General features: G+C 58.0%; 25 protein-coding genes, 1 tRNA gene and 1 other annotated feature. Of the genes, 14 read left to right on the forward strand and 12 right to left on the reverse strand.

Features of this window, described 5'->3' with window-relative positions:
- Position 1: 1 nt before the first annotated feature.
- The 8 genes from phrB to OKC43_RS10590 form a co-directional block, all read right to left on the reverse strand.
- Positions 2 to 1,423 (reverse strand): deoxyribodipyrimidine photo-lyase, encoded by a 1,422-nt coding sequence (phrB, locus tag OKC43_RS10555; RefSeq protein ID WP_236271850.1) that lies wholly within the window; start codon positions 1,421 to 1,423, stop codon positions 2 to 4.
- Complete coding sequence (locus tag OKC43_RS10560) at positions 1,420 to 2,307, reverse strand: MerR family transcriptional regulator (RefSeq protein ID WP_236271849.1); 888 nt, start codon at positions 2,305 to 2,307, stop codon at positions 1,420 to 1,422. The genes phrB and OKC43_RS10560 overlap by 4 nt, the downstream gene beginning before the upstream one ends.
- A gap of 69 nt (positions 2,308 to 2,376) precedes the next feature.
- Positions 2,377 to 3,324: a YbgA family protein gene (locus OKC43_RS10565; protein ID WP_005343644.1), complete on the reverse strand. Its 948-nt coding sequence runs from the start codon at positions 3,322 to 3,324 to the stop codon at positions 2,377 to 2,379.
- Positions 3,325 to 3,504: 180 nt separating this feature from the next.
- A complete protein-coding gene (locus OKC43_RS10570; protein WP_201952272.1) occupies positions 3,505 to 4,152 on the reverse strand; it encodes an autotransporter in 648 nt (215 codons plus the stop codon).
- 189 nt (positions 4,153 to 4,341) lie between these two features.
- Entirely contained in the window at positions 4,342 to 4,914 is a 573-nt protein-coding gene (locus tag OKC43_RS10575; RefSeq protein WP_058058236.1) for a DUF3157 family protein, read from the reverse strand.
- A 106-nt stretch (positions 4,915 to 5,020) separates the two neighbouring features.
- On the reverse strand, positions 5,021 to 5,857 hold the full coding sequence (locus OKC43_RS10580) for a hypothetical protein (RefSeq protein ID WP_236271848.1): 837 nt from the start codon (positions 5,855 to 5,857) through the stop codon (positions 5,021 to 5,023).
- Positions 5,858 to 5,984: 127 nt separating this feature from the next.
- On the reverse strand, positions 5,985 to 6,215 hold the full coding sequence (locus OKC43_RS10585) for a DUF6482 family protein (RefSeq protein WP_270659151.1): 231 nt from the start codon (positions 6,213 to 6,215) through the stop codon (positions 5,985 to 5,987).
- A gap of 18 nt (positions 6,216 to 6,233) precedes the next feature.
- Entirely contained in the window at positions 6,234 to 6,845 is a 612-nt protein-coding gene (locus OKC43_RS10590) for an HAD family hydrolase (protein ID WP_058058235.1), read from the reverse strand.
- A 170-nt stretch (positions 6,846 to 7,015) separates the two neighbouring features.
- Positions 7,016 to 7,137 (forward strand) — a sequence feature (Phe leader region).
- Between the two features lie 38 nt (positions 7,138 to 7,175).
- Here OKC43_RS10590 and pheA point away from each other — a divergent pair.
- The gene (gene pheA, locus OKC43_RS10595; protein WP_021230338.1) at positions 7,176 to 8,348 is read left to right on the forward strand and encodes a prephenate dehydratase; all 1,173 of its coding nucleotides are present in this window, start codon (positions 7,176 to 7,178) and stop codon (positions 8,346 to 8,348) included.
- 77 nt (positions 8,349 to 8,425) lie between these two features.
- On the opposite strand, the gene OKC43_RS10600 is transcribed toward pheA, so the two are convergent.
- Positions 8,426 to 8,851, reverse strand: coding sequence for an LPP20 family lipoprotein (locus tag OKC43_RS10600; RefSeq protein WP_005349622.1), 426 nt, complete (start codon positions 8,849 to 8,851; stop codon positions 8,426 to 8,428).
- A 10-nt stretch (positions 8,852 to 8,861) separates the two neighbouring features.
- Positions 8,862 to 9,482: a FlgO family outer membrane protein gene (locus tag OKC43_RS10605; protein ID WP_005338718.1), complete on the reverse strand. Its 621-nt coding sequence runs from the start codon at positions 9,480 to 9,482 to the stop codon at positions 8,862 to 8,864.
- 206 nt (positions 9,483 to 9,688) lie between these two features.
- Here OKC43_RS10605 and OKC43_RS10610 point away from each other — a divergent pair, with 206 nt between their 5' ends.
- The 5 genes from OKC43_RS10610 to OKC43_RS10630 all read left to right on the forward strand — a co-directional run bounded on the left by OKC43_RS10610 (position 9,689) and on the right by OKC43_RS10630 (position 14,216).
- Positions 9,689 to 10,843: a flagella assembly protein FlgT gene (locus tag OKC43_RS10610; protein ID WP_236271847.1), complete on the forward strand. Its 1,155-nt coding sequence runs from the start codon at positions 9,689 to 9,691 to the stop codon at positions 10,841 to 10,843.
- A gap of 50 nt (positions 10,844 to 10,893) precedes the next feature.
- Positions 10,894 to 10,970: transfer RNA gene (locus OKC43_RS10615), tRNA-Arg, on the forward strand.
- Positions 10,971 to 11,204: 234 nt separating this feature from the next.
- Entirely contained in the window at positions 11,205 to 12,155 is a 951-nt protein-coding gene (locus OKC43_RS10620) for a DUF932 domain-containing protein (RefSeq protein ID WP_270659154.1), read from the forward strand.
- Between the two features lie 94 nt (positions 12,156 to 12,249).
- On the forward strand, positions 12,250 to 13,239 hold the full coding sequence (locus tag OKC43_RS10625) for a YqaJ viral recombinase family nuclease (RefSeq protein ID WP_100654375.1): 990 nt from the start codon (positions 12,250 to 12,252) through the stop codon (positions 13,237 to 13,239).
- Positions 13,236 to 14,216, forward strand: coding sequence for a recombination directionality factor (locus OKC43_RS10630; RefSeq protein WP_100654376.1), 981 nt, complete (start codon positions 13,236 to 13,238; stop codon positions 14,214 to 14,216). The genes OKC43_RS10625 and OKC43_RS10630 overlap by 4 nt, the downstream gene beginning before the upstream one ends.
- 11 nt (positions 14,217 to 14,227) lie before the next feature.
- On the opposite strand, the gene OKC43_RS10635 is transcribed toward OKC43_RS10630, so the two are convergent.
- Positions 14,228 to 14,578, reverse strand: coding sequence for a helix-turn-helix domain-containing protein (locus OKC43_RS10635; protein WP_101530889.1), 351 nt, complete (start codon positions 14,576 to 14,578; stop codon positions 14,228 to 14,230).
- Between the two features lie 207 nt (positions 14,579 to 14,785).
- Here OKC43_RS10635 and OKC43_RS10640 point away from each other — a divergent pair, with 207 nt between their 5' ends.
- The 8 genes from OKC43_RS10640 (at position 14,786) to OKC43_RS10675 (ending at position 18,210) form a co-directional block, all read left to right on the forward strand.
- Positions 14,786 to 15,121: a hypothetical protein gene (locus OKC43_RS10640; RefSeq protein WP_042658366.1), complete on the forward strand. Its 336-nt coding sequence runs from the start codon at positions 14,786 to 14,788 to the stop codon at positions 15,119 to 15,121.
- A gap of 48 nt (positions 15,122 to 15,169) precedes the next feature.
- A complete protein-coding gene (locus OKC43_RS10645) occupies positions 15,170 to 15,619 on the forward strand; it encodes a hypothetical protein (RefSeq protein ID WP_100654378.1) in 450 nt (149 codons plus the stop codon).
- A gap of 83 nt (positions 15,620 to 15,702) precedes the next feature.
- Positions 15,703 to 16,050, forward strand: coding sequence for a YkvA family protein (locus OKC43_RS10650; RefSeq protein WP_100654379.1), 348 nt, complete (start codon positions 15,703 to 15,705; stop codon positions 16,048 to 16,050).
- Between the two features lie 19 nt (positions 16,051 to 16,069).
- Positions 16,070 to 16,495: a DUF2787 domain-containing protein gene (locus OKC43_RS10655; protein ID WP_100654380.1), complete on the forward strand. Its 426-nt coding sequence runs from the start codon at positions 16,070 to 16,072 to the stop codon at positions 16,493 to 16,495.
- A 9-nt stretch (positions 16,496 to 16,504) separates the two neighbouring features.
- Complete coding sequence (locus OKC43_RS10660; protein ID WP_100654381.1) at positions 16,505 to 16,915, forward strand: hypothetical protein; 411 nt, start codon at positions 16,505 to 16,507, stop codon at positions 16,913 to 16,915.
- Positions 16,908 to 17,165, forward strand: a complete 258-nt coding sequence (locus OKC43_RS10665) for a hypothetical protein (protein ID WP_270659159.1) — start codon at positions 16,908 to 16,910, stop codon at positions 17,163 to 17,165. The genes OKC43_RS10660 and OKC43_RS10665 overlap by 8 nt, the downstream gene beginning before the upstream one ends.
- 111 nt (positions 17,166 to 17,276) lie before the next feature.
- The gene (radC, locus tag OKC43_RS10670; protein WP_168176951.1) at positions 17,277 to 17,774 is read left to right on the forward strand and encodes a RadC family protein; all 498 of its coding nucleotides are present in this window, start codon (positions 17,277 to 17,279) and stop codon (positions 17,772 to 17,774) included.
- 91 nt (positions 17,775 to 17,865) lie between these two features.
- Positions 17,866 to 18,210, forward strand: coding sequence for a type IV toxin-antitoxin system YeeU family antitoxin (locus tag OKC43_RS10675; protein ID WP_082177875.1), 345 nt, complete (start codon positions 17,866 to 17,868; stop codon positions 18,208 to 18,210).
- 59 nt (positions 18,211 to 18,269) lie between these two features.
- Here the strand turns inward: OKC43_RS10675 and OKC43_RS10680 are convergent, their stop codons facing one another.
- Positions 18,270 to 18,680, reverse strand: coding sequence for a S16 family serine protease (locus OKC43_RS10680; RefSeq protein WP_270659166.1), 411 nt, complete (start codon positions 18,678 to 18,680; stop codon positions 18,270 to 18,272).
- Between the last annotated feature and the right edge of the window lie 656 nt (positions 18,681 to 19,336).

Consider the following 19,336-nt stretch of genomic DNA (forward strand, 5'->3'; position numbering starts at 1 on the left):
CCTATTTCTCCAGAGAGCGAAACATCTCGATGGCTCTCACCCGGGCAACGGCGTGATCCACCATGGGTGCCGGATAATCCTGCCGCCCCTTGAGTCGCAGCCAATCGTGGGGCTGATGCACATAAGCGGCGGGAATATCGGCAAGTTCAGTTACCCAGGTACGGATAAACTCCCCTTGTGGATCAAATCGTTGCCCCTGAGTGGTGGGGTTGAACACCCGAAAATAGGGCGCCGCATCGGCGCCGGTGCCCGCCGCCCACTGCCAGCCGCCGTTGTTGGCCGCCAGATCCCCGTCGATGAGCCTACTCATGAAGTAATCCTCCCCGAGCCGCCAGTGGATATGGAGATCCTTGGTGAGAAAGCTCGCCACTATCATCCGCAGCCGGTTGTGCATCCAGCCGGTGGTGTTGAGGCAGCGCATCGCCGCATCGACGATGGGGTAGCCAGTGCGCCCCTCGCACCAGGCGGCGAAGGCATCCGGATCCCAGCTCCACGGCAAGGCCGCCGTCTCGGGTTTGAAGGGGTGATTCATGGAGAGGGTCGGGATCAGCACCAGCAGGTGGCGATAGAACTCGCGCCAGACCAGCTCATTGAGCCAGACAAAGCCGGGCTGGGCCTTGGACTGGGGCCGATAGCCAAGCCGCTGCTGAAGCGCCGCCACACACTGACGAGGACTGATGATGCCCGCCGCCAGATAGGGGGAGAGCACGGACGTGCCCGCGATGGCAGGAAAATCGCGGGTCTCGCCATAGTCGAGCACTGCCTGCTCCAGAAAAATATTCAAACGACGCAGAGCTTCCACCTCCCCCACAGGCCAGCGGGGGTCTGCCGTCAGTTTGCCAAGGGTGGCATCGATGAAGTCCCGCTCGGCCAACGGCTGCCACGGCAACGGCTCGCCACGCGGTGTCGGCGCCCGATGAATGACAAACCCCTCTTCATCGAGGGCCTTGAGCCAGGCTCGGCTGAAAGGGGTGAAGACCTTGAACATCTCACCCGAGCCGGTCAGCACCTTCCCCGGCGGCAATACGCAACAACCGTTGAGCCAGTGACAACTCACCGCCTGCTCTGCCAGCGCGGCGCTGACGGCATGATCGCGGCGCTGCTCGTCGATCTCGATAGCCTGATTGGCATAGAGCTGGGTCACCCCCAGCTCGCGGCAGAGGTCTGCCAACGCAGCGGGCGCCTCGGCAAAGGTCTCCACTCGCAGCAGATGGAGCGGGATGCCAAGGGCCGCCAGCTCGCGGCCCAATTCATCTACCTGCGCCAACATAAAGCGCTGACGGATGGGGGCCATTTTGTGCTGCCGCCACTGGGTGGGGGGGATGATAAAGAACGCGGCGACCGGCTCATCACCGGCGCAGGCATGCCGCAGCGCGGGGTTGTCGGCAAGGCGCAGATCATTGCGAAACCAGACCAGCTTCATGATTTTTTCCTCCCGCGTCCGCTGGTGCCAGCCGCAGCAGGCGCGTTCGCCATCTGCTCGGCAAGGCTCGCCTGCCAGCCGTGAGCTTTAAGCCACTCATCGTCGTAGAGGCGCCCCAGTTCGCCAAACAGGCGTGTGCCTGCGGGCCACCCGGCGGCCAGCTCCTGCTTGCCGAGCCCAGCCCCCAGCAGCACCAGCCAGGGGGTAACGGCACGCCCCTCCAGCAGGCTGGCATGGCGCGGCTCGACCGCCCCCAGCAGTTGCACCTCATAGCCCTGACCGATCAGCTCGTAGGCGGCCCACACCAGATCGAGGGGGCCAACCTGTCCCCAGCTCGCCAGCGTGATCGGCACGCCCTTCTCCTGCTCGATCAGGTGGCGGGCGAAGCGGGTATGGAGCCAGCCCAGCCACACCTGTTGCAGCAGCTCGCCATCGGGCCGCTCGCGCCACAGCCCCAGCAGCCGCTCCACCAGCGGTTGCAGTATCCGGCTGCGCACCAGCTCGAACGGGTAGCTTGCCAGCAGGTCGTTCAGCTCAGCCTCCGCCTTGCGCTGGTTGAAGGCGAGCAGCGCCTGACTGAACTGCTCCAGGGTTTGCTGCCAGTGATCGCTCACTGGCTGGGCCTGGGGTTCGCTCAGGAGCCCCTTCACCTGCCCGATACTCACTCCCCGCTCCAGCCAGCTCAGGATCTCGCCGATCTGGCGGATATCCTGCTCGCTGTAGAGGCGGTGGCCCTTTTGGGTGCGAGCCGGTTGCACCAGACCGTAGCGGCGCTGCCAGGCACGCAGGGTCACGGCGTTGACGCCGGTGAGACGGGAGACCTCGCGAATGGGGTAGATCCCCTCATCAGCCAGAGGAGCAACTTCTTGCGATAAATCAGACATGACAACGTCCATCAAACAGAGGGGTAAGGCTCCCCGGCGCAAGCCATGCGCCGGGGCAACAGCACGGATTCAGAGCCCGTAACGCAATTTGAGCGTATCGGGGTGCGGATTGAGATAAACCTGCTCGGCGAGATAGGGATTGGGGTACTCGCGCAGGTAGTGACGGATCAGGGTGAGCGGCACCAGCAAGGGGAATATGCCGGTGCGGTACTTGTCGATGGTATCGGCAAGCTCCTGCTTCTGGGCCGGGGTCAGCACCCGCTTGAAGTAGCCCTGCAGGTGCATCAGCACATTGGTGTGACTGCGGCGGTTGGCTCGCAGGGTCAGCGCCGTCATCAATCCCTTGATGTAGTTGTCGGCCACCTCCTGCAGGTTGGTGGACTTGCCCAGATTGCCGAGCAGCTTGCCGAGCGCCCGGTAGTGGGTGGTGGCATGGGATAGCACCAGATACTTGTAGCGGGAGTGGAAGCGGATCAGCGCAGAGGCGGTAATGCCGCGGGCGCAGAGCTGCTGCCAGTCGTGGTAGGCGAAGACCCTCAGCACGAAGTTCTCCCGCAGGATGGGATCACAGAGCCGACCATCCTCTTCCACCGGCAGCAGGGGGTTGGCCTCCATTAACGCCTTGGCAAAGAGGCCAATCCCCTCCTTGGCGCTCCCCTCGTTGTTGGCGCCATAGACCTTGACCCGCTCCATACCGCAGCTGGGTGATTTGGCACAGAGGATATAACCGGAGATAAAGTCGAGCTGACGTGCCTTCTGCTCGCTGAAGGCAATCAGCTTTTCGGTGACATCGAAGCTACCGTTGCTCGCCTCGGCGCGGATCTCGCCGTTGCGCTTGACCAGCCGGATGGCGGCACGGGGCGCCCCGAGACCGATAGCCATCTCGGGACAGACGGGGTGGTAGTCAAAGTGAGCGCCAAGATCCCGTTCGCAGAAGCTGGAGCGCTTGTGGCCCCCGTCGAAACGCACCTCTTGTCCCAGCAGGCAGGCACTGATACCGACTTTAATCTTGTACATAATGGCGCTCCTTGTATAAGCCTTGATTCAGTTATAGCAGTTATACAAAAAAATGAAAGTTGTATAACTATTTGCGACTGATACGACACAAGGAGAAAAAAGGGATCACCGGAAAAAGAAAAAACCCATGGCGAACGCCATGGGTAAAAATCAAGACACTACGGACTACGGGAAGGAAAATTAGAAGCTGTACTTCACACCCAGGCTGGAGATGGAACCTTTTTGCAGATCCCAGTTGCGATAGGTGTAATCGGCAGTCAGTGCCCAGTTCTGGTTGAGCTTGTAGGCACCGCCCACCTTGAAGTCGTGCATATCGTCGGTCATGTTGGCGTAGCGGTAGGCAGTGGAGAGCTCGACATTGCCGATGTCGTAGCGCAGACCCACTTCACCGTACATGCTGCCACTGCTCTTGCGGCTCACCAGATCCCAGCCCTTGACGTCATACGCCTGCTCGCGCTCCATGGTGTAACCCATCAGACCGGTTTCACCGTAGAGGTTCAAGCCGGTGCTAAGCGGGGTGAAAACACCGATACCCAGGCTGCCGATACCCATGCTGTCATTGCCGTGCTGGGCAGAGGAGCCCTCGGAGAGCAGACGACCGTAGAAGTTGTTGGAGAACGATTTGGAGAGATCCAGCGTCACACCGCCAAAATCGCGAGTGCCCTGATTGCTGGCATCACGTGGGAACAGCGGGTTGTTGTTCAGATAGTCGGATTTGGTGTGCGCCCAGGTGGCGGAACCCTTGGCGTAGCTGAAGGCATCCTGCGCCATGACGGAAGTAGAGGCAAACCCGGCCAGAACCAGAAGAGAGACAGTTGCTTTTTTCATGATGATAACTCCATGTGATTGGGCCCGTTGCTAGCGAGCTGGTATGGAGTCATTGTGCGATCAGGTTCCCGGCTTGCCGAGCTGCAAGCTATTGCAGAACCATGTCAGATGTAAGCAGATATTGCAGGGGGTGTCAGCGGCAACAAGTTGCCGGCCCACACGGTTTGCATGGGCCGGAACAACGCCAAATCAGCGGAAGACCACCTCGTCAATTTCGACCCGCACCAGCGGCTGACCAGTCAATCCGGCAGGACGGGGGATCTCGAGTGCCAGTGACGGACGGGCTTGCCCCTTGCGCAGATAGGTCTCCGGCAGGCGATTCTCGGCAACCCAGAAGCGGGCCTCCTGACGGCTCAGCTGCACCCCGTCAGCACTGAACAGGGTCACCATGCCACGCACCCCGACTACATTGCGGGTGCCGGTATTGCTCACCATAAAGGTCAGCACCAGCGGGTCAGATCCCTCGATCTTGTCCAGCTTGACCACCACACCGTCACGCGCCATCTGGGCAAGCAGTTCCGGATTGGCCTTGGCCTGATCGGTCAGCACCGGAGCAGCGACGGCTACCACGGCCCCAGCCTTCCCATCAGCAGCCATGCCCTGTACGGACTCGGCCGGTTTAACCACCAGATACTCCCAGGTGAAGTCGTCGTTGAGCTGAACCTGCCGACCATCGGGCAACGTCACCTGAGAAAGAGGGGCAGCCTGCGCCAATACGGGGGAGAGGCACAGGGCAATCAGCAGACGGGAGAAGGGTTTCATTGGGCGAAGCTCGGTAACGGGTGAAAGGGCGACAGTATAAACAGTCCCGTCGCCCCTTGCCTATGACGGCACTCACGTTCTGGCACCCGCATCGCTTGCCCGCAGGCTAGATGGCGAGATCGTGCCGCTCTTTCTGTGCCATATCCAGGGTCACCAGATCGAACTTACTCCCCTTGAGGGCAGACAAAATATCCGATTGCATATCAAATGCCTGCGCACGCTGATGTTCTGGCAGACGCACCCGGGCTAGGGTGGTGGAGCAGTCACACAGGGTATGGAAAAAGACCTGTGCCTCGTCCAGCCCCATGTCGGCCAGCATCTGCTCGGCCTGATCCACCATTCGCAAATAACGCTGCTCAAGCTGCCGTGGATTGGTGAAGCGATTGCTAAGGCAACCGTTGCTCCCCTTTCCCCAGCGACCGAGCTGACGCTTGTTGAAGCCGTAACGATAATCGCGGCGCATCAATCCGTTGTCGGCAAAAAACCAGATTGAGTTGGCAGGCAGAGACCCGAACTGGGCAAGATAATCATCACGCTCCTCCACCGCTGCCGGAACCAGCAACGGCAGATGAGCCCACTCAGAACGAGTCTGCACATACTCACCAATGCGGCGAATCGGGTCGATCAGCCCTTCAATATTTGGCAGGCGATCGCAAAAGACGATCTCGTCACTCTTGATAACCCAGTGATCTATGCCATAACGCTGGCAATAACGGCGGGCACGGGCCACTTCGCTACGACTGCGGGTCGGATTATCGAGGGTAATTGCGTGGATTTTCACACCGGCAGCGCGGCACAGCTCGATGCTGTAGCAGGATTCCAACCGTCCCGAAAAAGAGACAACCAGCTCGTCAAAACTTGCCAGTCGCTCAATCAGCAGCTGTTCCCTGGCTTGAAAAGAGTGATCATATCCCTGATTCAGTACAACTACATTGGCACCCATTAAACAGCTCCGGATGATGAACAGGTGCAGTATTGTGCGGCAAACAAACTGAATAGACCCTTAAAGAGTCTGGTTAAAATTAAAACTTGATGATTATTTCCTGTGATTCTGCTGCTAAGTCTTCATTTTAGGCGTCATAAATTCGTAATCTTGCTTGGTGAACCCGATGGGCTCGCAAGAAACCCTGCGCCTGATCCAGCGAGGTGAAGGTCAAGCGCCCTCCCTCACTGTCGGTCAGGCAGAGGCACTCCCCTTCAGCCTCAACACAGAGCTGATAACCGCTGCCATCCTTGCAGGCGATGATCAGGGTCGCCTCGGGATAGTGACTGAGCCAATTGCGAAACCGGCCATGCTCCATAGTGCTCCTACAGGGGCATCACCCCTTGCCGGTGGCGGGCAAACAGCCCAGCTCACCCAGTTGCTGGCGGCAACTTGCCGCGTCGGTAAAGACGATCCCCCTGATACCGAGGGCCTCGGCGGCCGCGATGTTGGCGGGACTGTCATCGATGAAGAGACACTCTGCCGGTTTCAGATCGAACGACACCAGCAGATAGCGGTAGATATCCGGCTCCGGCTTCATCATCCGCACCCGCGCCGAGACCACCTTGCCGCTGAAGAAGCGCCAGAAATCCTGATGCTGCTCCAACCAGTCGATGCTGGCATGACCCATGTTGGAGAGGGCATACAGAGTGTGCCCCGCCCCGTGCAGCTCGGCTATCAGGGTTAGCATAGCGGGATCTGGCAGCAGGGAGGCGGGAACTGCCTGTAAAATGGCCAGATTCTGTGCCGCCGAGAGGCCTGTGCGCGCTTGCGCTTCCCGGGCCATGGTATGGAGCGACATGGTGCCTCTGTCCACCTCCAGCCAATCCGGGTGGTTAAAGAGCTGCTCGGCCAACTGTTCGGCCCCTTGCGGACCACGCACGGAACGCACTATGCCTACCGGATCCCAGCTCACCACCACCCGTCCCAGATCGAAAATAATCGCCATCGTCTTTACCTCACCCACTGGGTTTCAGTCATCAAAACAGAGTCAATAGAACATCGCTTATACGCCATTTTCTTAACCGGATACCCTGCCCCCATCCCTGCCCGCGGGCAAGTTTTACTTGCATCAGACCGGCAAATCCCTTAATGGTTATGACGTTACTTCAAGGACACACCTATGCACGCACCATTCTTCTTTGCTTTCTCGTTTATCCGGCCCGCTTGAGGGAAGGCCTGTCGTCGTGTGAACAGAAAGCAAAGACGAATCGAGCCTCCCCTAGCGGAGGCTTTTTTTTGCATTAATATCAATCGATTACTTGGATAGGGAACAATCATGGCAACGCTCGACGAGATCAGACAAGACATCACCCGGTTGGATCAGGAGCTGCTTGCCCTGCTGGCGAAACGCAAGACCCTCAGCATCGAGGTCGCCCGTGCCAAGCAAGCCAACCCGCGCCCCATTCGTGACCATCAGCGGGAGCAGGAGCTGCTGGTCGCCCTGATCCAGAAAGGGCGCGTGCTGGGGCTGGACGCCCAGTACATCACCCGCATCTATCACACCATCATCGAAGACTCTGTGCTCTCCCAGCAGGCCTATCTGCAGAGCCTGCTCAACCCGGAGCAGCAGGAGCCGATGACCAGCGTCGCCTATCTGGGACCGCGCGGTTCCTATTCAAGCCTGGCCGCCCGCAAATATCTGGCGCGCTACAAGGATCAGGTGATCGAGGTGAACTGCCAGAACTTCCGTGAAGTACTGGATGCGGTGGAGTCAGGCCGCGCCGCCTTCGGCGTGCTGCCCATCGAAAACACCAGCTCGGGCTCCATCAACGAGGTGTATGACGTGATGCAGCACACCAGCCTCTCCATCGTCGGCGAGCTCACCTACCCCATTGAGCACTGCATCCTCACCGCCGTGCCGACCGAGCTGAGTCGCATCAAAACCTTCTATGCCCACCCGCAGGTGTTCCAGCAGTGCTCCCACTATCTGAGCAAGCTGGAAGGTGCCCGTCACGAGATCTGCGACTCCTCCTCCAGCGCCATGATGAAGGTGAAGGAACTGGCAAGCCCGGAGGCCGCCGCCATCGGCAGCGCCGCCGGTGGCGAACTGTATGGCTTGGACGTGCTGGCCGAGCAGCTCGCCAACCAGAAAGAGAACTACAGCCGCTTCATCGTGGTGGCGCGCAAGCCCATCGACGTGGCGCCGCAGATCCCGGCCAAGACCACCCTCATCATGTCCACCTCCCAGAAGCCGGGTTCGCTGGTCGAGGCGCTGCTGGTACTGCGCAACCACGAGATCAACATGACCAAGCTCGAATCCCGTCCGGTGCAGGGCAACCCGTGGGAAGAGATGTTCTACCTCGATGTCTCCGCCAACCTGCAGACCCCGGCGATGCAGGCCGCACTGGTGGAGCTGACCAAGATCACCCGCTATATCAAGGTGCTGGGCTGCTACCCGAGCGAGGATGTGAAACCCACCGCAGTGCCGCCGGTGCTGATGGGGAGCTAACCAGCCCACAACGACAAAAGGCGAGCACCCTGCTCGCCTTTTGTTTTGATGCCGGTTTTCACGGCAAGCCCATCAACTCAGAACTGACCGGCCATCAGCTGGTTGATGTTGTAGAGGGCACGGGTATCGAGCTCCATCTCGGTGGCATAGGTATTGCCGCGCGGATAAGAGGCAACCACCCGGGCACCACGCACCACCCCCGCCACAGAAACATCCAGCGAGTTGGAGGTCTGGGTCAGGTCACGATAGCTGCTCTGGCCGCGCACTTGCTGACCATTGAGCTGCTCTGCCAGCTCGCGATAAGCATCCATCTTGGAAGCGCGAATGGCTTGCAGCATCTTCTCCGACTGGGAGGGGCCAGGCTGGATGTCGATCACCGCATAGCCCACCGCCTTGAGCACCGGAAAATCATCGGGCTTGCCACCCTGGGTGTAATCCACCACCCGGTTGTAGCTGCAACCGGTGAGCAAGAGTGCCAACAGGCAACCAAACAGGATCTTCATGACTCGCTCCTCACGGGGTCAGATTGACCAGATGACCGCCCGGCCGGGCCTGACTGTCACGCATCAGATAACCGCGATTGATCGATGCCCGACCAAACGAATTGTTGGCACCGAACAGATATTTTTGCGGGATCAGGCTCTGGGCCGTGGTCTCCACCATCTTGGTGCGCATGTCGATAACGCGGGCATTGACCAGAATTCCCTTGCTGTTGCGGCTGAAGGTGCCGACCAGAATGCGGGAGATCGGCAAACGGGAAGAGAGCTCCTTATAGTTGCGGCTCAGCACGAAGTCCCCCTGCGGCGTCACCTTGATGCTACCGGTCAGCTTGAAGTCCACCACCACCTCGCCGCGACGATTGAGCTCGTAGATAAAGCTCTCCTCAATCTGCTGCCCCATCCAGTTGGTATCCTGCAGGGTATCGAGATCGACGAAAGAGGCCACCGCGATGGGCTCGGTCAGGGTGGTCAGCGATTTGCGCTCCATCAGCTGATCGGTCATGCGCGCCACCAGCCAGTTGAGCTCCATCCCCTGCGCCGCCTGGCGGGGGTCACCCTGATCCCGATTGATAGGGTCGGAGCCACACCCGGTCAATGCCAGGGCAAGCGCCAACGCCGTGATGAGTTTGTTCATGGATACCTTTCCTGTATCTGCACCTGACTTATTATCGGACGCGCCGGACAAAGCTTGAGCCGGGAATGAGGCATGATTCTTGCTTTTTAATGGACATCGTCAGCGCCAACGTGCGCTGCCACTTGGAACGTGTTGTGATCCATGTCGGCCAGCAGGCGCCATTTCCTCAACATGGCGCGGCTGCCCGCCAACTCAAGGTATCTGCTATGAAATTACCGCTGCTGTTGACCCTGCTGCTGGCCAGCCTGAGCGCCCGAGCCGAGCTTATAGAAGCGCAGGGCAGCGCCGCCATTCTGGGGGGCGATGAGGTCTATGCCCGCGAGCAGGCGACCCGCGACGCCCTGCGTCAGGCGCTGCTGGCTAGCGGCGCGGCCGTTTCCAGCGTCCAGCGTCTGGAAAATGGCAGCCTGCGATCCGAGCAGATCCAGATCCGCTCCGGCGGCGACATTCGCCAGTATCGGCTCAAGCGGGAAGAGGTGCGCAACGGCCGCATGTATATCACGCTAGTGGCCGACATTCAGGCCGAGCGCCAGATCTGCCAGACCCAGCACTTCGCCAAGGATTTGACACTGGTCAGGCTGCGGATGCGCTATCCGGATCAGGCCAGCTATGGCGCCATGGACGACATGCCGGAGAACCTCTCGCGACGACTGTTCGAGACCCTCGCCAATGCGCCGCAAGGTGTCGCGGTGCGCCAGTGGCTGGATGAAAACCTGCGCATCGATCCGCTCCATCTGCAACAGGGAGATCGCAGTGCCCTCGAGGAGATCAAGGCGCTCAGCCTGCGTACCGACAGCCAGTATCTGGTGCTCGGCAGCATCGACGATCTCTCCATCGAGTCTCAGGGCAACCAGCTGACCAGCTGGTATGAGGATCCCGTGCGCAACTTTCGCATGCAGCTCTACCTGTTCGATGGCATCAACGGCAGTCTGGTCAACCGCAAGGTCTACGAAGGGCGCGCCACCTGGACCTTTGGCAAGCGGGAGCAAGTGGGCAGCAGCAGCGGCCAGTTCTGGCAGTCAAGTTATGGCCAGGAGGTCAACTACCAGTTGCAACAGGCGGCTCAGGACCTGGTAGCCCAGCTCACCTGTGCCCCGGTCACCGCAAGAGTGGTCGGCCAGAACGAACGCGGCCCCTACATCAATCTGGGACGGCGCAACGGCGTCAAGCTTGGCGATCAGTTCCGCATCCAGCACAACGCCGACTTTATCGACCCCTACGGCAAGTCGCGCATGATGCGCAACCCGGCCGACGGCCTGTTCGAGGTGGTACAGGTATTCGACGATGGCGCCATCATCAGCAGCCAGAACAAATATTCGCCGTTTAACATCCAGAACGGGGATTTGGCAGTATTGGAATAAGAATCAAGGGTTTAAAAGGGAGTTGCTTCTTGTATAATGCCCGCCACACAGCTCCCGTAGCTCAGCAGGATAGAGCGGTCCCCTCCTAAGGGACAGGCCACTGGTTCGACTCCAGTCGGGAGCGCCATATAAAACAAGGGGTTGGCATCATCATGGTGCTAACCCCTTGGTCGTTTTTGGCCTCGTACCCCTCTCCGTACCCCTCCAGCGCAGTTCATTGCACAACACCATCATGCTGTAACGCCCCTTGAAATAATGAGCATTTAATGGCAAATGAATCCTATTCAATAATCTTTCAAACCTACATCACCCCCATGAGTTAGCAGGCTGATGTCTGCATTTCGCAATTCTTGGAGGAGATATGGCTCACCTGATCGACACCATGGCCTATACCGGCCAAACCCCTTGGCATGGCCTTGGCAATGTTTTGCACCCGCAACAGTCCCTCGATATATGGCTACAGGCTGCCGGGATGAATTGGACTATTGAGCAGAGTGACGTAATGTTTAACGTCGCCTCCGATGCACTCCATATTCGCCCTTATTCAGACAGCAAGGTTTTGTACCGCTCTGATAATCTGGAGCCTCTATCCGTCGTCTCTCGTCGCTATAACGTGGTACAGCCTCACGAGGTGCTGCACTTCTATCAAGACCTAGTGGAAGCCGGTGGTTTTGAGCTGGAGACCGCGGGCTCGCTCAAAGGTGGCCGCAAGCTGTGGGCACTGGCTAAGACCGGCCAGGACCTAAAACTCAAAGGCAATGACTTGGTAAAGTCCTATCTGCTGCTGTCGACCAGCTGCGACGGCACACTCTGCACTACGGCGCAGTTCACCTCGCTGCGAGTAGTCTGCAACAACACCCTGCAGATGGCACTGCGCAGCGCTACCGGAGCCATCAAGGTGCCCCACTCCACTCAGTTCGATGCTGCGACCGTCAAAGAGTCGCTCGGGCTGGGGCTCTCCCATTGGGATGAGTTCAAGGCACAGACCAAGGCGCTGGCACAGCGGCCCGTCGCCCCCGAAGAGGCACTGCGCTTTTTCAGCGACCTGTTGGCGCAACCGCTGGATGAGGAGAACATCATCCTCACCAAGCCGGTACAACGGCTGCATGAGCTCTATCAGGGCGCAGGCATGGGCTCAGAACTTGTCAGCTCCCGCAATACCGCCTGGGGGCTGGTCAATGCGGTAACGGAATACGTGGATCACCATCGCCGTGCTCGCAGCCAGGATCACCGGCTTGATTCCGCCTGGTTTGGTCAGGGCGCCCAACTCAAATCCCAAGCCCTGAATCAGGCACTCACTCTGCTGCAGTAATTCCTCTTTCCCAATTCAGCCGCATAACGACCTCACCCGGACTGGCGCAAGCCAATCCGGGCGTAGCCATTTATGCCGTCAACCAGGAGTCGTCATGAAAGCAAAAGCCAAATACGGCCAGGCCCTGCGACTGGCCTCCACTACTCAATTAACCCGCGAGCAGTGGCTCGCTATCCGCAAGCTCGGCATTGGTTCTTCCGATGCCGCCGTGGCTGTGGGGCTCTCCCCCTACAAATGTCCACTCAGCCTGTGGTTGGAGAAGACTGGCCGCAAGGAGCCGGAGGATATCTCTCACAAGGAAGCTGTGCTGTGGGGTATCGAACTGGAACCTGTGCTGGCGCAGGTCTACGCCAAACGCACCGGCTATAAGGTGCGCCGGGTCAATGCGGTACTGCAGCACCCCGAGCAACCCTTCATGCTCGCCAACCTCGACCGGGAGGTAATCGGCCATCCCGATGGGCCGGGCATTCTGGAGATCAAGACCGCCAGCTATCACAGCGCCCCACAGTGGGAGGAAGGGGTGCCGGTGGCTTACCAGTGTCAGGTGCTGCATCAACTGGCCGTCACCGGCCATGCCTGGGCTGAGGTGGCAGTGCTCATCGGCGGCCAGGATTTCCGGATTTACCGCATCGAGCGCGATGAGGAGAAGATCCAGGATCTCACCGAGCGGGAAGCACAGTTCTGGCAAATGGTGCAACAAGACCAACAGCCTGAGCCTGATGGATCCAGTGATGCCGCCAATGCCCTGAGCTGGCTGTTTCCGCGTGACGATGGCCAGACGGTGGATCTCTCCGATTCCCCCGAGTTCAACCAGCTGTTTGGCGAGCTATTGAGATTGCGCGAGCAAAAGGAAGCCGTCGAGCTGCAGGAGTCACAACTCAAACAGCGGCTGCAAGCCACTTTGGGTGAAGCGACAGCCGGGCTGTTTGCCGACGGCAAGATCACCTGGAAACGCAGTAAAGACCGGCTGGCGCCGGATCTCGATAAGCTCGGTCAGGATCATCCCGACCTGCTCACCCGTTACGTCAAACCGGTGCCCGGCGTGCGCCGTTTCACCATTCAACCCTTGAGGCAAACACCATGATCAAAGGACTGGCGATAACCCCGCCCGTGATCGGGCGGGTCTGCATCGGCAAGCTGGTGCAAAAACAAGATAAGTGGGTACCGGAGAAGGACGACAGTTTCACCCTCACCACCCAGATACAACAAAAAGGGGGATGGTTGCTCCATCCCCTGCATCAACACTACTCATCGCAAAAAAGTAGCCAAGGGCAGGAGCAGACCAAGATCCGCGCCATTCCGGTACGGGTGCTGTTCAACGATAGCGACTTGAATCTGCGGGCGGAATATAGCGCCTTTGACCGTCAAACCGGCAGGCCGTTGTGTGTCGGGAATGGGGAGGTGGCGAGACGAGTGGGGGCGCAAGGCATGGAGGAAGTCAGCTGCCCTGGACCAGAGCGCTGCGCCTTTGCAGGGCAACAGGGCTGCAAGCTGTACGGTCGACTGAACCTGTTTGTGGAGGGGCAAGGGGATGAGCTGGGTAGCTTTATCTTCCGCACCACCGGCTACAACTCGGTGCGCACTCTGGCGGCTCGACTGAAGTACCTGGAGGCTGTGAGCGGGGGCCATACCCGCTATCTGCCGCTCACTCTACGGCTGCGGGCCAAGAGCACCACCCAGTCCTACCGCACCCCGGTCTACTACGTGGATTTAACCTTGCGGGAGGAAACCAACCTGACCGAGGCTGTCAGGCTCGCACAGGAGGCGGCCCAGCGTGACCAGGAGGCAGGCCTTGCAATCGACCAGATGGAGCAAGCCGCTCGTGAGCTGCTGCGTAACGGCCAGTTTGAGGATATTGATGAAGAGGTACCGATGCTGCTGGAGGAGTTCTATCCCGAAACCAACAGCGACGAGACGGCGAATGGTAACGCTGGTGTGGAGGCGACTACTTCGCATGCCGCACCGCAAAGCCAAGCAACCAGAACGCCGCAGAGGCCGCAACCAAGAAGGAGTCCACTCACCAACAAATTGGGGAAAGGGAACCCATCCCCTCCCCAGTGAATGGCGGGTGATCAGCGGGGACGCGCCAACCGCTCCACCAACCGTTCTACCGTTTCCAGCAACAGGGTTCGGTCAGCATCATCGAGCCGAGCCAGTTGCTGGCTCAGCACAATGCCCTGCTCGGTCGGGCGGTTACTGGTCTCACGCAGAAAGTCGGCTAGCTCACAACCAAACAGTTGAGCGAGCTCCGCCAGCCGCACCACGGTCGGCACCACAATTCCCCGCTCCATTCGAGAGACGGCTTCCATCCCGATATTGAGGTGTTCAGCCACATGCTCTTGCGTGAATCCGGCTTGAGTACGCTTGTGGCTGATCGCCTTGCCAACGCTCTTGGCTAACAGCTCAAGGTTGATATCTGTCATGGGTCCTCCAGTCAACCTCTATGGTTGACCATGGACCCATTGACGATAAGGACTCAAAAGGTAGACTAAAGACTTAATGAGTCCATAAACGGCAATTGGCGCTGATTTGACACAGATGCGAGGCCCTCAACCAATAAACCAGCGTGACCAACTCGCAACAGGTGGGCTCCATAAGACCCTTTTACTAAACGACCAAGGAAACAAAACATGGAAAGACTGACTTATGAAGATCTAGGTACTGACAAGCTGGCCTCACTGATCCGTGCACGAAAATCTTTCGAAGTCGTGGGGCTATCTGGGCGTATGAGCGCCGCTGTGACAAAACTTGAAAACAGCATCGAACCTGCCGGGCTGAAATGCCGGGTGTATACCAAGGGCCGGATCGCCGCAGCAGGGGCCAGTGTCTTTGGCGGTATTACCGGTCTAGCCGGGATCGCATCTGCCGTCACCATCGCGGCACATAATCTCGCCACTTACAATCCAGACTATGAAATCGTTAAGCACTTGGTGGATAACTCACTCAGCGTGCTTTACAAAAAATAACCACGTTAATGGCTCATCTAAATCCTTGAGCCTTTAGGAGTCACAGGGATGAAAAAACTCTTCATTACCTCAACAGCACTGCTGCTGTGCGGCAACGCCATGGCGTATGGCGAGGCCGGACGCTGGAGCAGCGGCTGGGGTCAGGGCACCAGCGAATACACGGCGGTGGTCAACGAGCAAAACAACCTCTATATCGCCTGTAATGACACCCGCAAGGTCAGCATGACGGCCACCGTGCAGGGCAAGGAGTACGGCTCTTATGCTGGGCAGGCTTTCTCCATCGTCGTCGATGGCAGCCAATACGATGCGCCCTATGAGACCGAGTCCCGTGTCGGTGAGAACAATTTCTTCGACATGTGGGGCAAACTACGCAAGGCCAAGTCGATCAGAATTTTGACGGCTGACGGCAAGCAGCTCGCACTGCCGACCCAAGAGGTGGCATCAGTTCTGCCCGCCACCAATACCCCCGAGTTTGACTGCTTGATGTGGGACCAATAGGTCACACCCATTCCCATCCAAGAGGAGGCATTTGCCTCCTCTTTTTATTTCTGCCATTCACCCACTCTTGAAGGAGACGCACTATGCCCCCCTGCATTCCCCCTGAATGCGAGCCGTTCGATCACCAAGGCTTTTGGCACAAACTCTGGGCCTTTGCCAAACGTGCCGGTCGGCCCTTTATCGAGACCTGCCTGTTGCTCTACTACACCAGCCAAAAGGATGATCTGCCGCTTTGGGCCAAGCTCCTGATTTACAGTGCGCTGGCCTACTTTATATCGCCCATTGATGCGATCCCGGATGTGTTGCCGATGGGACTCACCGATGACATAGCGGTACTGAGTGCAGCTCTCGCCAGCATTGCCGCCTTTATTGATGAACAGATCCGTGCCCGTGTGGCCAAAAAAATGCGCGAGCTGTTCGACCAAGATTAACCCCCACAAGGAGTACACCATGGCCATTCCCTTTTTCCGGGAGGGCTTTGCCCTGCCCGTTGCCCAAGCTTTGCTGGTTCTGCTCAACCAAGAAGTCGCTAAAACCGAGCTCGACATCGAGCGCTTAACCCAACTGACCTTCAACTTTCGTAACCCCGGCTACAGTGCCGCTCAAGGCGGCGTGCACCCAGTCGAGATCCGGCTGATCCGTGGGCTCGATGGCTGGCTGTTCGATTACGTCACCGACTTCAGTTATCAAGGGCTGGGCTCGGATGCCGAGCTCAGCAAGGAGCTCGATTTCAACTTCCTTGATGGGGAACACACCATGCTGGGCTGGGGACCGCTGCGGCTGGCCGAAGCGCGGGAGCTGTTCGATATCTGGCAGAGCAACTTCATTGCCTACTGCCGGTTGGAGTGTTTCAGCGTCACGGTCGCAGGAGATTAGGAGGACACGATGAGCCAAGAATTAGCGCTCTCCCACTACTCACGTCAGTGGTTGGGACAAGTTGTCGCCAACGCCAAGATAACCCCCACCCGCAGTAGTCAGCGATGGCTGCTGCACCTGACACCGGATAGTCCACACATCCGCACAGTCACCCTGCAGGTCCGTTGGTCAGGCGTGCAGTGGCAACTGCTCACCATCAGCAATGCCGAGGACTGGCACACCATGAGCCAGCCGAGAGATGAGATCTGCATCGCCCCCAAACGTCGCTGTTTCTGGCGTTGCCAAGCTGGACCCGTGCCGCTCACCGAGCGGCCTCGCGTACTGGCAAGTTTCCTGGCTGACCTGCAGCGCATCTGCACCCATCGCGGCTATGTCCTGGAGAGTGACCCCATCGCCGACAAGGAGAGCGAAGATGATTAACGCCGTGATCGCCATCGAGCTGAAGGCTTATCTTGAGCACAATGGTCAGATTGAAGCAGTGCATGACCAAGGCCAGCCGGTGGCCGGTTACGCTATCTACCTACGCTATGAAAACGAACGGGGTGACAGACTGGCGCAATGGCTGTGCGATCATCCGGATCACCGCTGGCTAACCCAGTTAGGCACCATGCTCGCCACCAGTTACCACATTCCGCTACACGACTACACCCCGCACACCTTGGCGGCCTGAACACAGCCAGCCAAGCCTGCGGTCACACCCCATTCAGTAACCCATTAACCAACTACTTCGCCTAGCCTGCCGCGTCCAATGCGGTGGGGCGATGGCGTATGGAGCCTAATCATGTTGCATCAAAAACTCACCGCCGGGGAGCAACCCGGCACCTACCGGGTGACTGACCTTGTCACCGACGATGACCTGCTCACCATCGCCCAAGCTGTTGCCCGGCAGAAACTGGCCAAGGGAGAAGCTATTACCGATAAACACTTGGCCCATCAGGCCCTGCAAGGGCTGCTGCAAACACGGGATCGAGAAGTTTTTGCGGCACTGTTCCTCGATAACCAACACCGGATCCTGGCCTACGAGGAACTGTTCCTTGGCACCCTGTCCGCTGCGACCATCTACCCCCGCGATGTCGTCAAGCGAGCACTGCCCCACAATGCTGCCGCCCTGATGCTGGTGCATAACCACCCGTCGGGATACCCGGAACCCAGCCGGGCAGATATCGAGATCACCCTGCGCCTACAGAATGCCCTGGCACTGGTGGATATCCGGATTTTGGAGCATCTGGTCGTCGGTACTGAGGGTGTGGTGTCGCTGGCAGAACGAGGGAATTTGTAACTACCACGCCGGTCAGGTAGCCCATGGAGGAAGAAGGCATGGCCAGCAGTGAGCTCTACAACGACTTACCATCATTAGGAGTACACAGAAAATGGGAACCATAGGGAGTTGGGGATTACACACCCAAGTTCAACCACGTTTTGGCGCACGTGCAATTGTTGAACGAAGCAGGGTTTCCCTGCTTTGGGATCGCTGCGGCGTCTATGGCGATGCTGACGAGCAATGGCTCACCGACATTGATACCGTTATACCGAGTTTTATTGAGCGCCTTAGCAAGCTCTTTCAACAAGGAGAACTACTGAGTGACCAAGATAAATTGGTGACGTTGCAGCAAGGGGAATGGGTATGTCTGGCTAATCCCAAAGCCAGCTACGGATATCTCTATCTGGATGTCTACCGGCAGGAATGCGGTAATGTTCAAGCCACGAAAAGATAAATCTGAGGCAGAGGGTGAGCATGTAGCTCGCCCTACCTGAGACTTCTTTTTTTGGCTGACTACTGAACCCCTAATGCCTTGTAGACGGCATCCACCGGATCAGCATAAAAGCTGATTTGAAACTTGGAGAAGATCTCCGCCGGTACGGTTGGAATATCCGAGGCTGACGCCATCGGCAGTAATACTCGTTTTCCGCCACTGTCCATTGCCAGTTGCAGACTGCCAGCCAAATCCTCAACCGGATTGACCACACCGCCTAGCGTCATGTCACCCAGCACCACCATCTGCTCCTGCACCACCTTGCCCATCAGAATGGAACAAAACGCCACCAGCGCGGCCAGACTGGTTTTGGTGCTGGGGCCGGAGTTATGTAGCTCGACCACATGCAAATGGTACTCATGCTCGGAGAACTTGGCCGTTGCGCTGACCCGATTCAGGTTGCCTTTGAAGTAATCGAAACCGACCCGGATCGCCTCCTTCGCTGGCGTATTGGAACCTAGGCCTGAGGTTTAATGCTTGCCGTTATCTGGCGCCATCCGTGCCCACAAACGATACGCCGTCACTGATATTAACCTTTGGCGTCGATTAGGCCAAGGCTGGAAATCACTGAGCAGTGCACCCAGAACATATTACAACTGTAATGCGTATAGGAATAAGTTTGAGGAGTAGGGAATATACGATATTAGCATGGTGTATCACGATGACTTAGAAGAACGTCATCTGCTATTGCATAATGTGCTGAACTATTTGCTCAAATTTGATGAAATGCTACTGACTGTGATGTATGAGCTCTTCAGAAGCATAGGTAAAATGGAAGTGCCCCGCAGAAGATGGAAAGGTGGTAAACCACGTTTTCTGCAGTGATATCAAGGCGGTAAGATAGCGCATATTTATAACATATGCGTACCCCCTCTTGAAATACAGAACCCGTGATATGGTGCATCACGGGTTCTGAGTAGTTAGAAGTTAGCTAAGAATGTTTAAGTCTAGTATGGGACTAAAAAGACTCGACTCCCGCTCAGAGTATATGCACGGAGGCGGTGTTAGTTGTGCCGCTCGGTACCAGAGCACCGGAGACCATCACAACCACGTCACCTTTCAGACCCATGCCGATTTCCAGCGCGGC

Source organism: Aeromonas sp. Y289-2, from assembly GCF_027705925.1.
GTDB lineage: Bacteria > Pseudomonadota > Gammaproteobacteria > Enterobacterales > Aeromonadaceae > Aeromonas > Aeromonas veronii.

Coding starts and splice junctions, on each gene's coding strand:
- phrB (WP_236271850.1), bottom strand. CDS start 1,423: ATGAAGCTGGTCTGGTTTCGCAATGATCTGCGCCTTGCCGACAACCCC.
- OKC43_RS10560 (WP_236271849.1), bottom strand. CDS start 2,307: ATGTCTGATTTATCGCAAGAAGTTGCTCCTCTGGCTGATGAGGGGATC.
- OKC43_RS10565 (WP_005343644.1), bottom strand. CDS start 3,324: ATGTACAAGATTAAAGTCGGTATCAGTGCCTGCCTGCTGGGACAAGAG.
- OKC43_RS10570 (WP_201952272.1), bottom strand. CDS start 4,152: ATGAAAAAAGCAACTGTCTCTCTTCTGGTTCTGGCCGGGTTTGCCTCT.
- OKC43_RS10575 (WP_058058236.1), bottom strand. CDS start 4,914: ATGAAACCCTTCTCCCGTCTGCTGATTGCCCTGTGCCTCTCCCCCGTA.
- OKC43_RS10580 (WP_236271848.1), bottom strand. CDS start 5,857: ATGGGTGCCAATGTAGTTGTACTGAATCAGGGATATGATCACTCTTTT.
- OKC43_RS10585 (WP_270659151.1), bottom strand. CDS start 6,215: ATGGAGCATGGCCGGTTTCGCAATTGGCTCAGTCACTATCCCGAGGCG.
- OKC43_RS10590 (WP_058058235.1), bottom strand. CDS start 6,845: ATGGCGATTATTTTCGATCTGGGACGGGTGGTGGTGAGCTGGGATCCG.
- pheA (WP_021230338.1), top strand. CDS start 7,176: ATGGCAACGCTCGACGAGATCAGACAAGACATCACCCGGTTGGATCAG.
- OKC43_RS10600 (WP_005349622.1), bottom strand. CDS start 8,851: ATGAAGATCCTGTTTGGTTGCCTGTTGGCACTCTTGCTCACCGGTTGC.
- OKC43_RS10605 (WP_005338718.1), bottom strand. CDS start 9,482: ATGAACAAACTCATCACGGCGTTGGCGCTTGCCCTGGCATTGACCGGG.
- OKC43_RS10610 (WP_236271847.1), top strand. CDS start 9,689: ATGAAATTACCGCTGCTGTTGACCCTGCTGCTGGCCAGCCTGAGCGCC.
- OKC43_RS10620 (WP_270659154.1), top strand. CDS start 11,205: ATGGCTCACCTGATCGACACCATGGCCTATACCGGCCAAACCCCTTGG.
- OKC43_RS10625 (WP_100654375.1), top strand. CDS start 12,250: ATGAAAGCAAAAGCCAAATACGGCCAGGCCCTGCGACTGGCCTCCACT.
- OKC43_RS10630 (WP_100654376.1), top strand. CDS start 13,236: ATGATCAAAGGACTGGCGATAACCCCGCCCGTGATCGGGCGGGTCTGC.
- OKC43_RS10635 (WP_101530889.1), bottom strand. CDS start 14,578: ATGACAGATATCAACCTTGAGCTGTTAGCCAAGAGCGTTGGCAAGGCG.
- OKC43_RS10640 (WP_042658366.1), top strand. CDS start 14,786: ATGGAAAGACTGACTTATGAAGATCTAGGTACTGACAAGCTGGCCTCA.
- OKC43_RS10645 (WP_100654378.1), top strand. CDS start 15,170: ATGAAAAAACTCTTCATTACCTCAACAGCACTGCTGCTGTGCGGCAAC.
- OKC43_RS10650 (WP_100654379.1), top strand. CDS start 15,703: ATGCCCCCCTGCATTCCCCCTGAATGCGAGCCGTTCGATCACCAAGGC.
- OKC43_RS10655 (WP_100654380.1), top strand. CDS start 16,070: ATGGCCATTCCCTTTTTCCGGGAGGGCTTTGCCCTGCCCGTTGCCCAA.
- OKC43_RS10660 (WP_100654381.1), top strand. CDS start 16,505: ATGAGCCAAGAATTAGCGCTCTCCCACTACTCACGTCAGTGGTTGGGA.
- OKC43_RS10665 (WP_270659159.1), top strand. CDS start 16,908: ATGATTAACGCCGTGATCGCCATCGAGCTGAAGGCTTATCTTGAGCAC.
- radC (WP_168176951.1), top strand. CDS start 17,277: ATGTTGCATCAAAAACTCACCGCCGGGGAGCAACCCGGCACCTACCGG.
- OKC43_RS10675 (WP_082177875.1), top strand. CDS start 17,866: ATGGGAACCATAGGGAGTTGGGGATTACACACCCAAGTTCAACCACGT.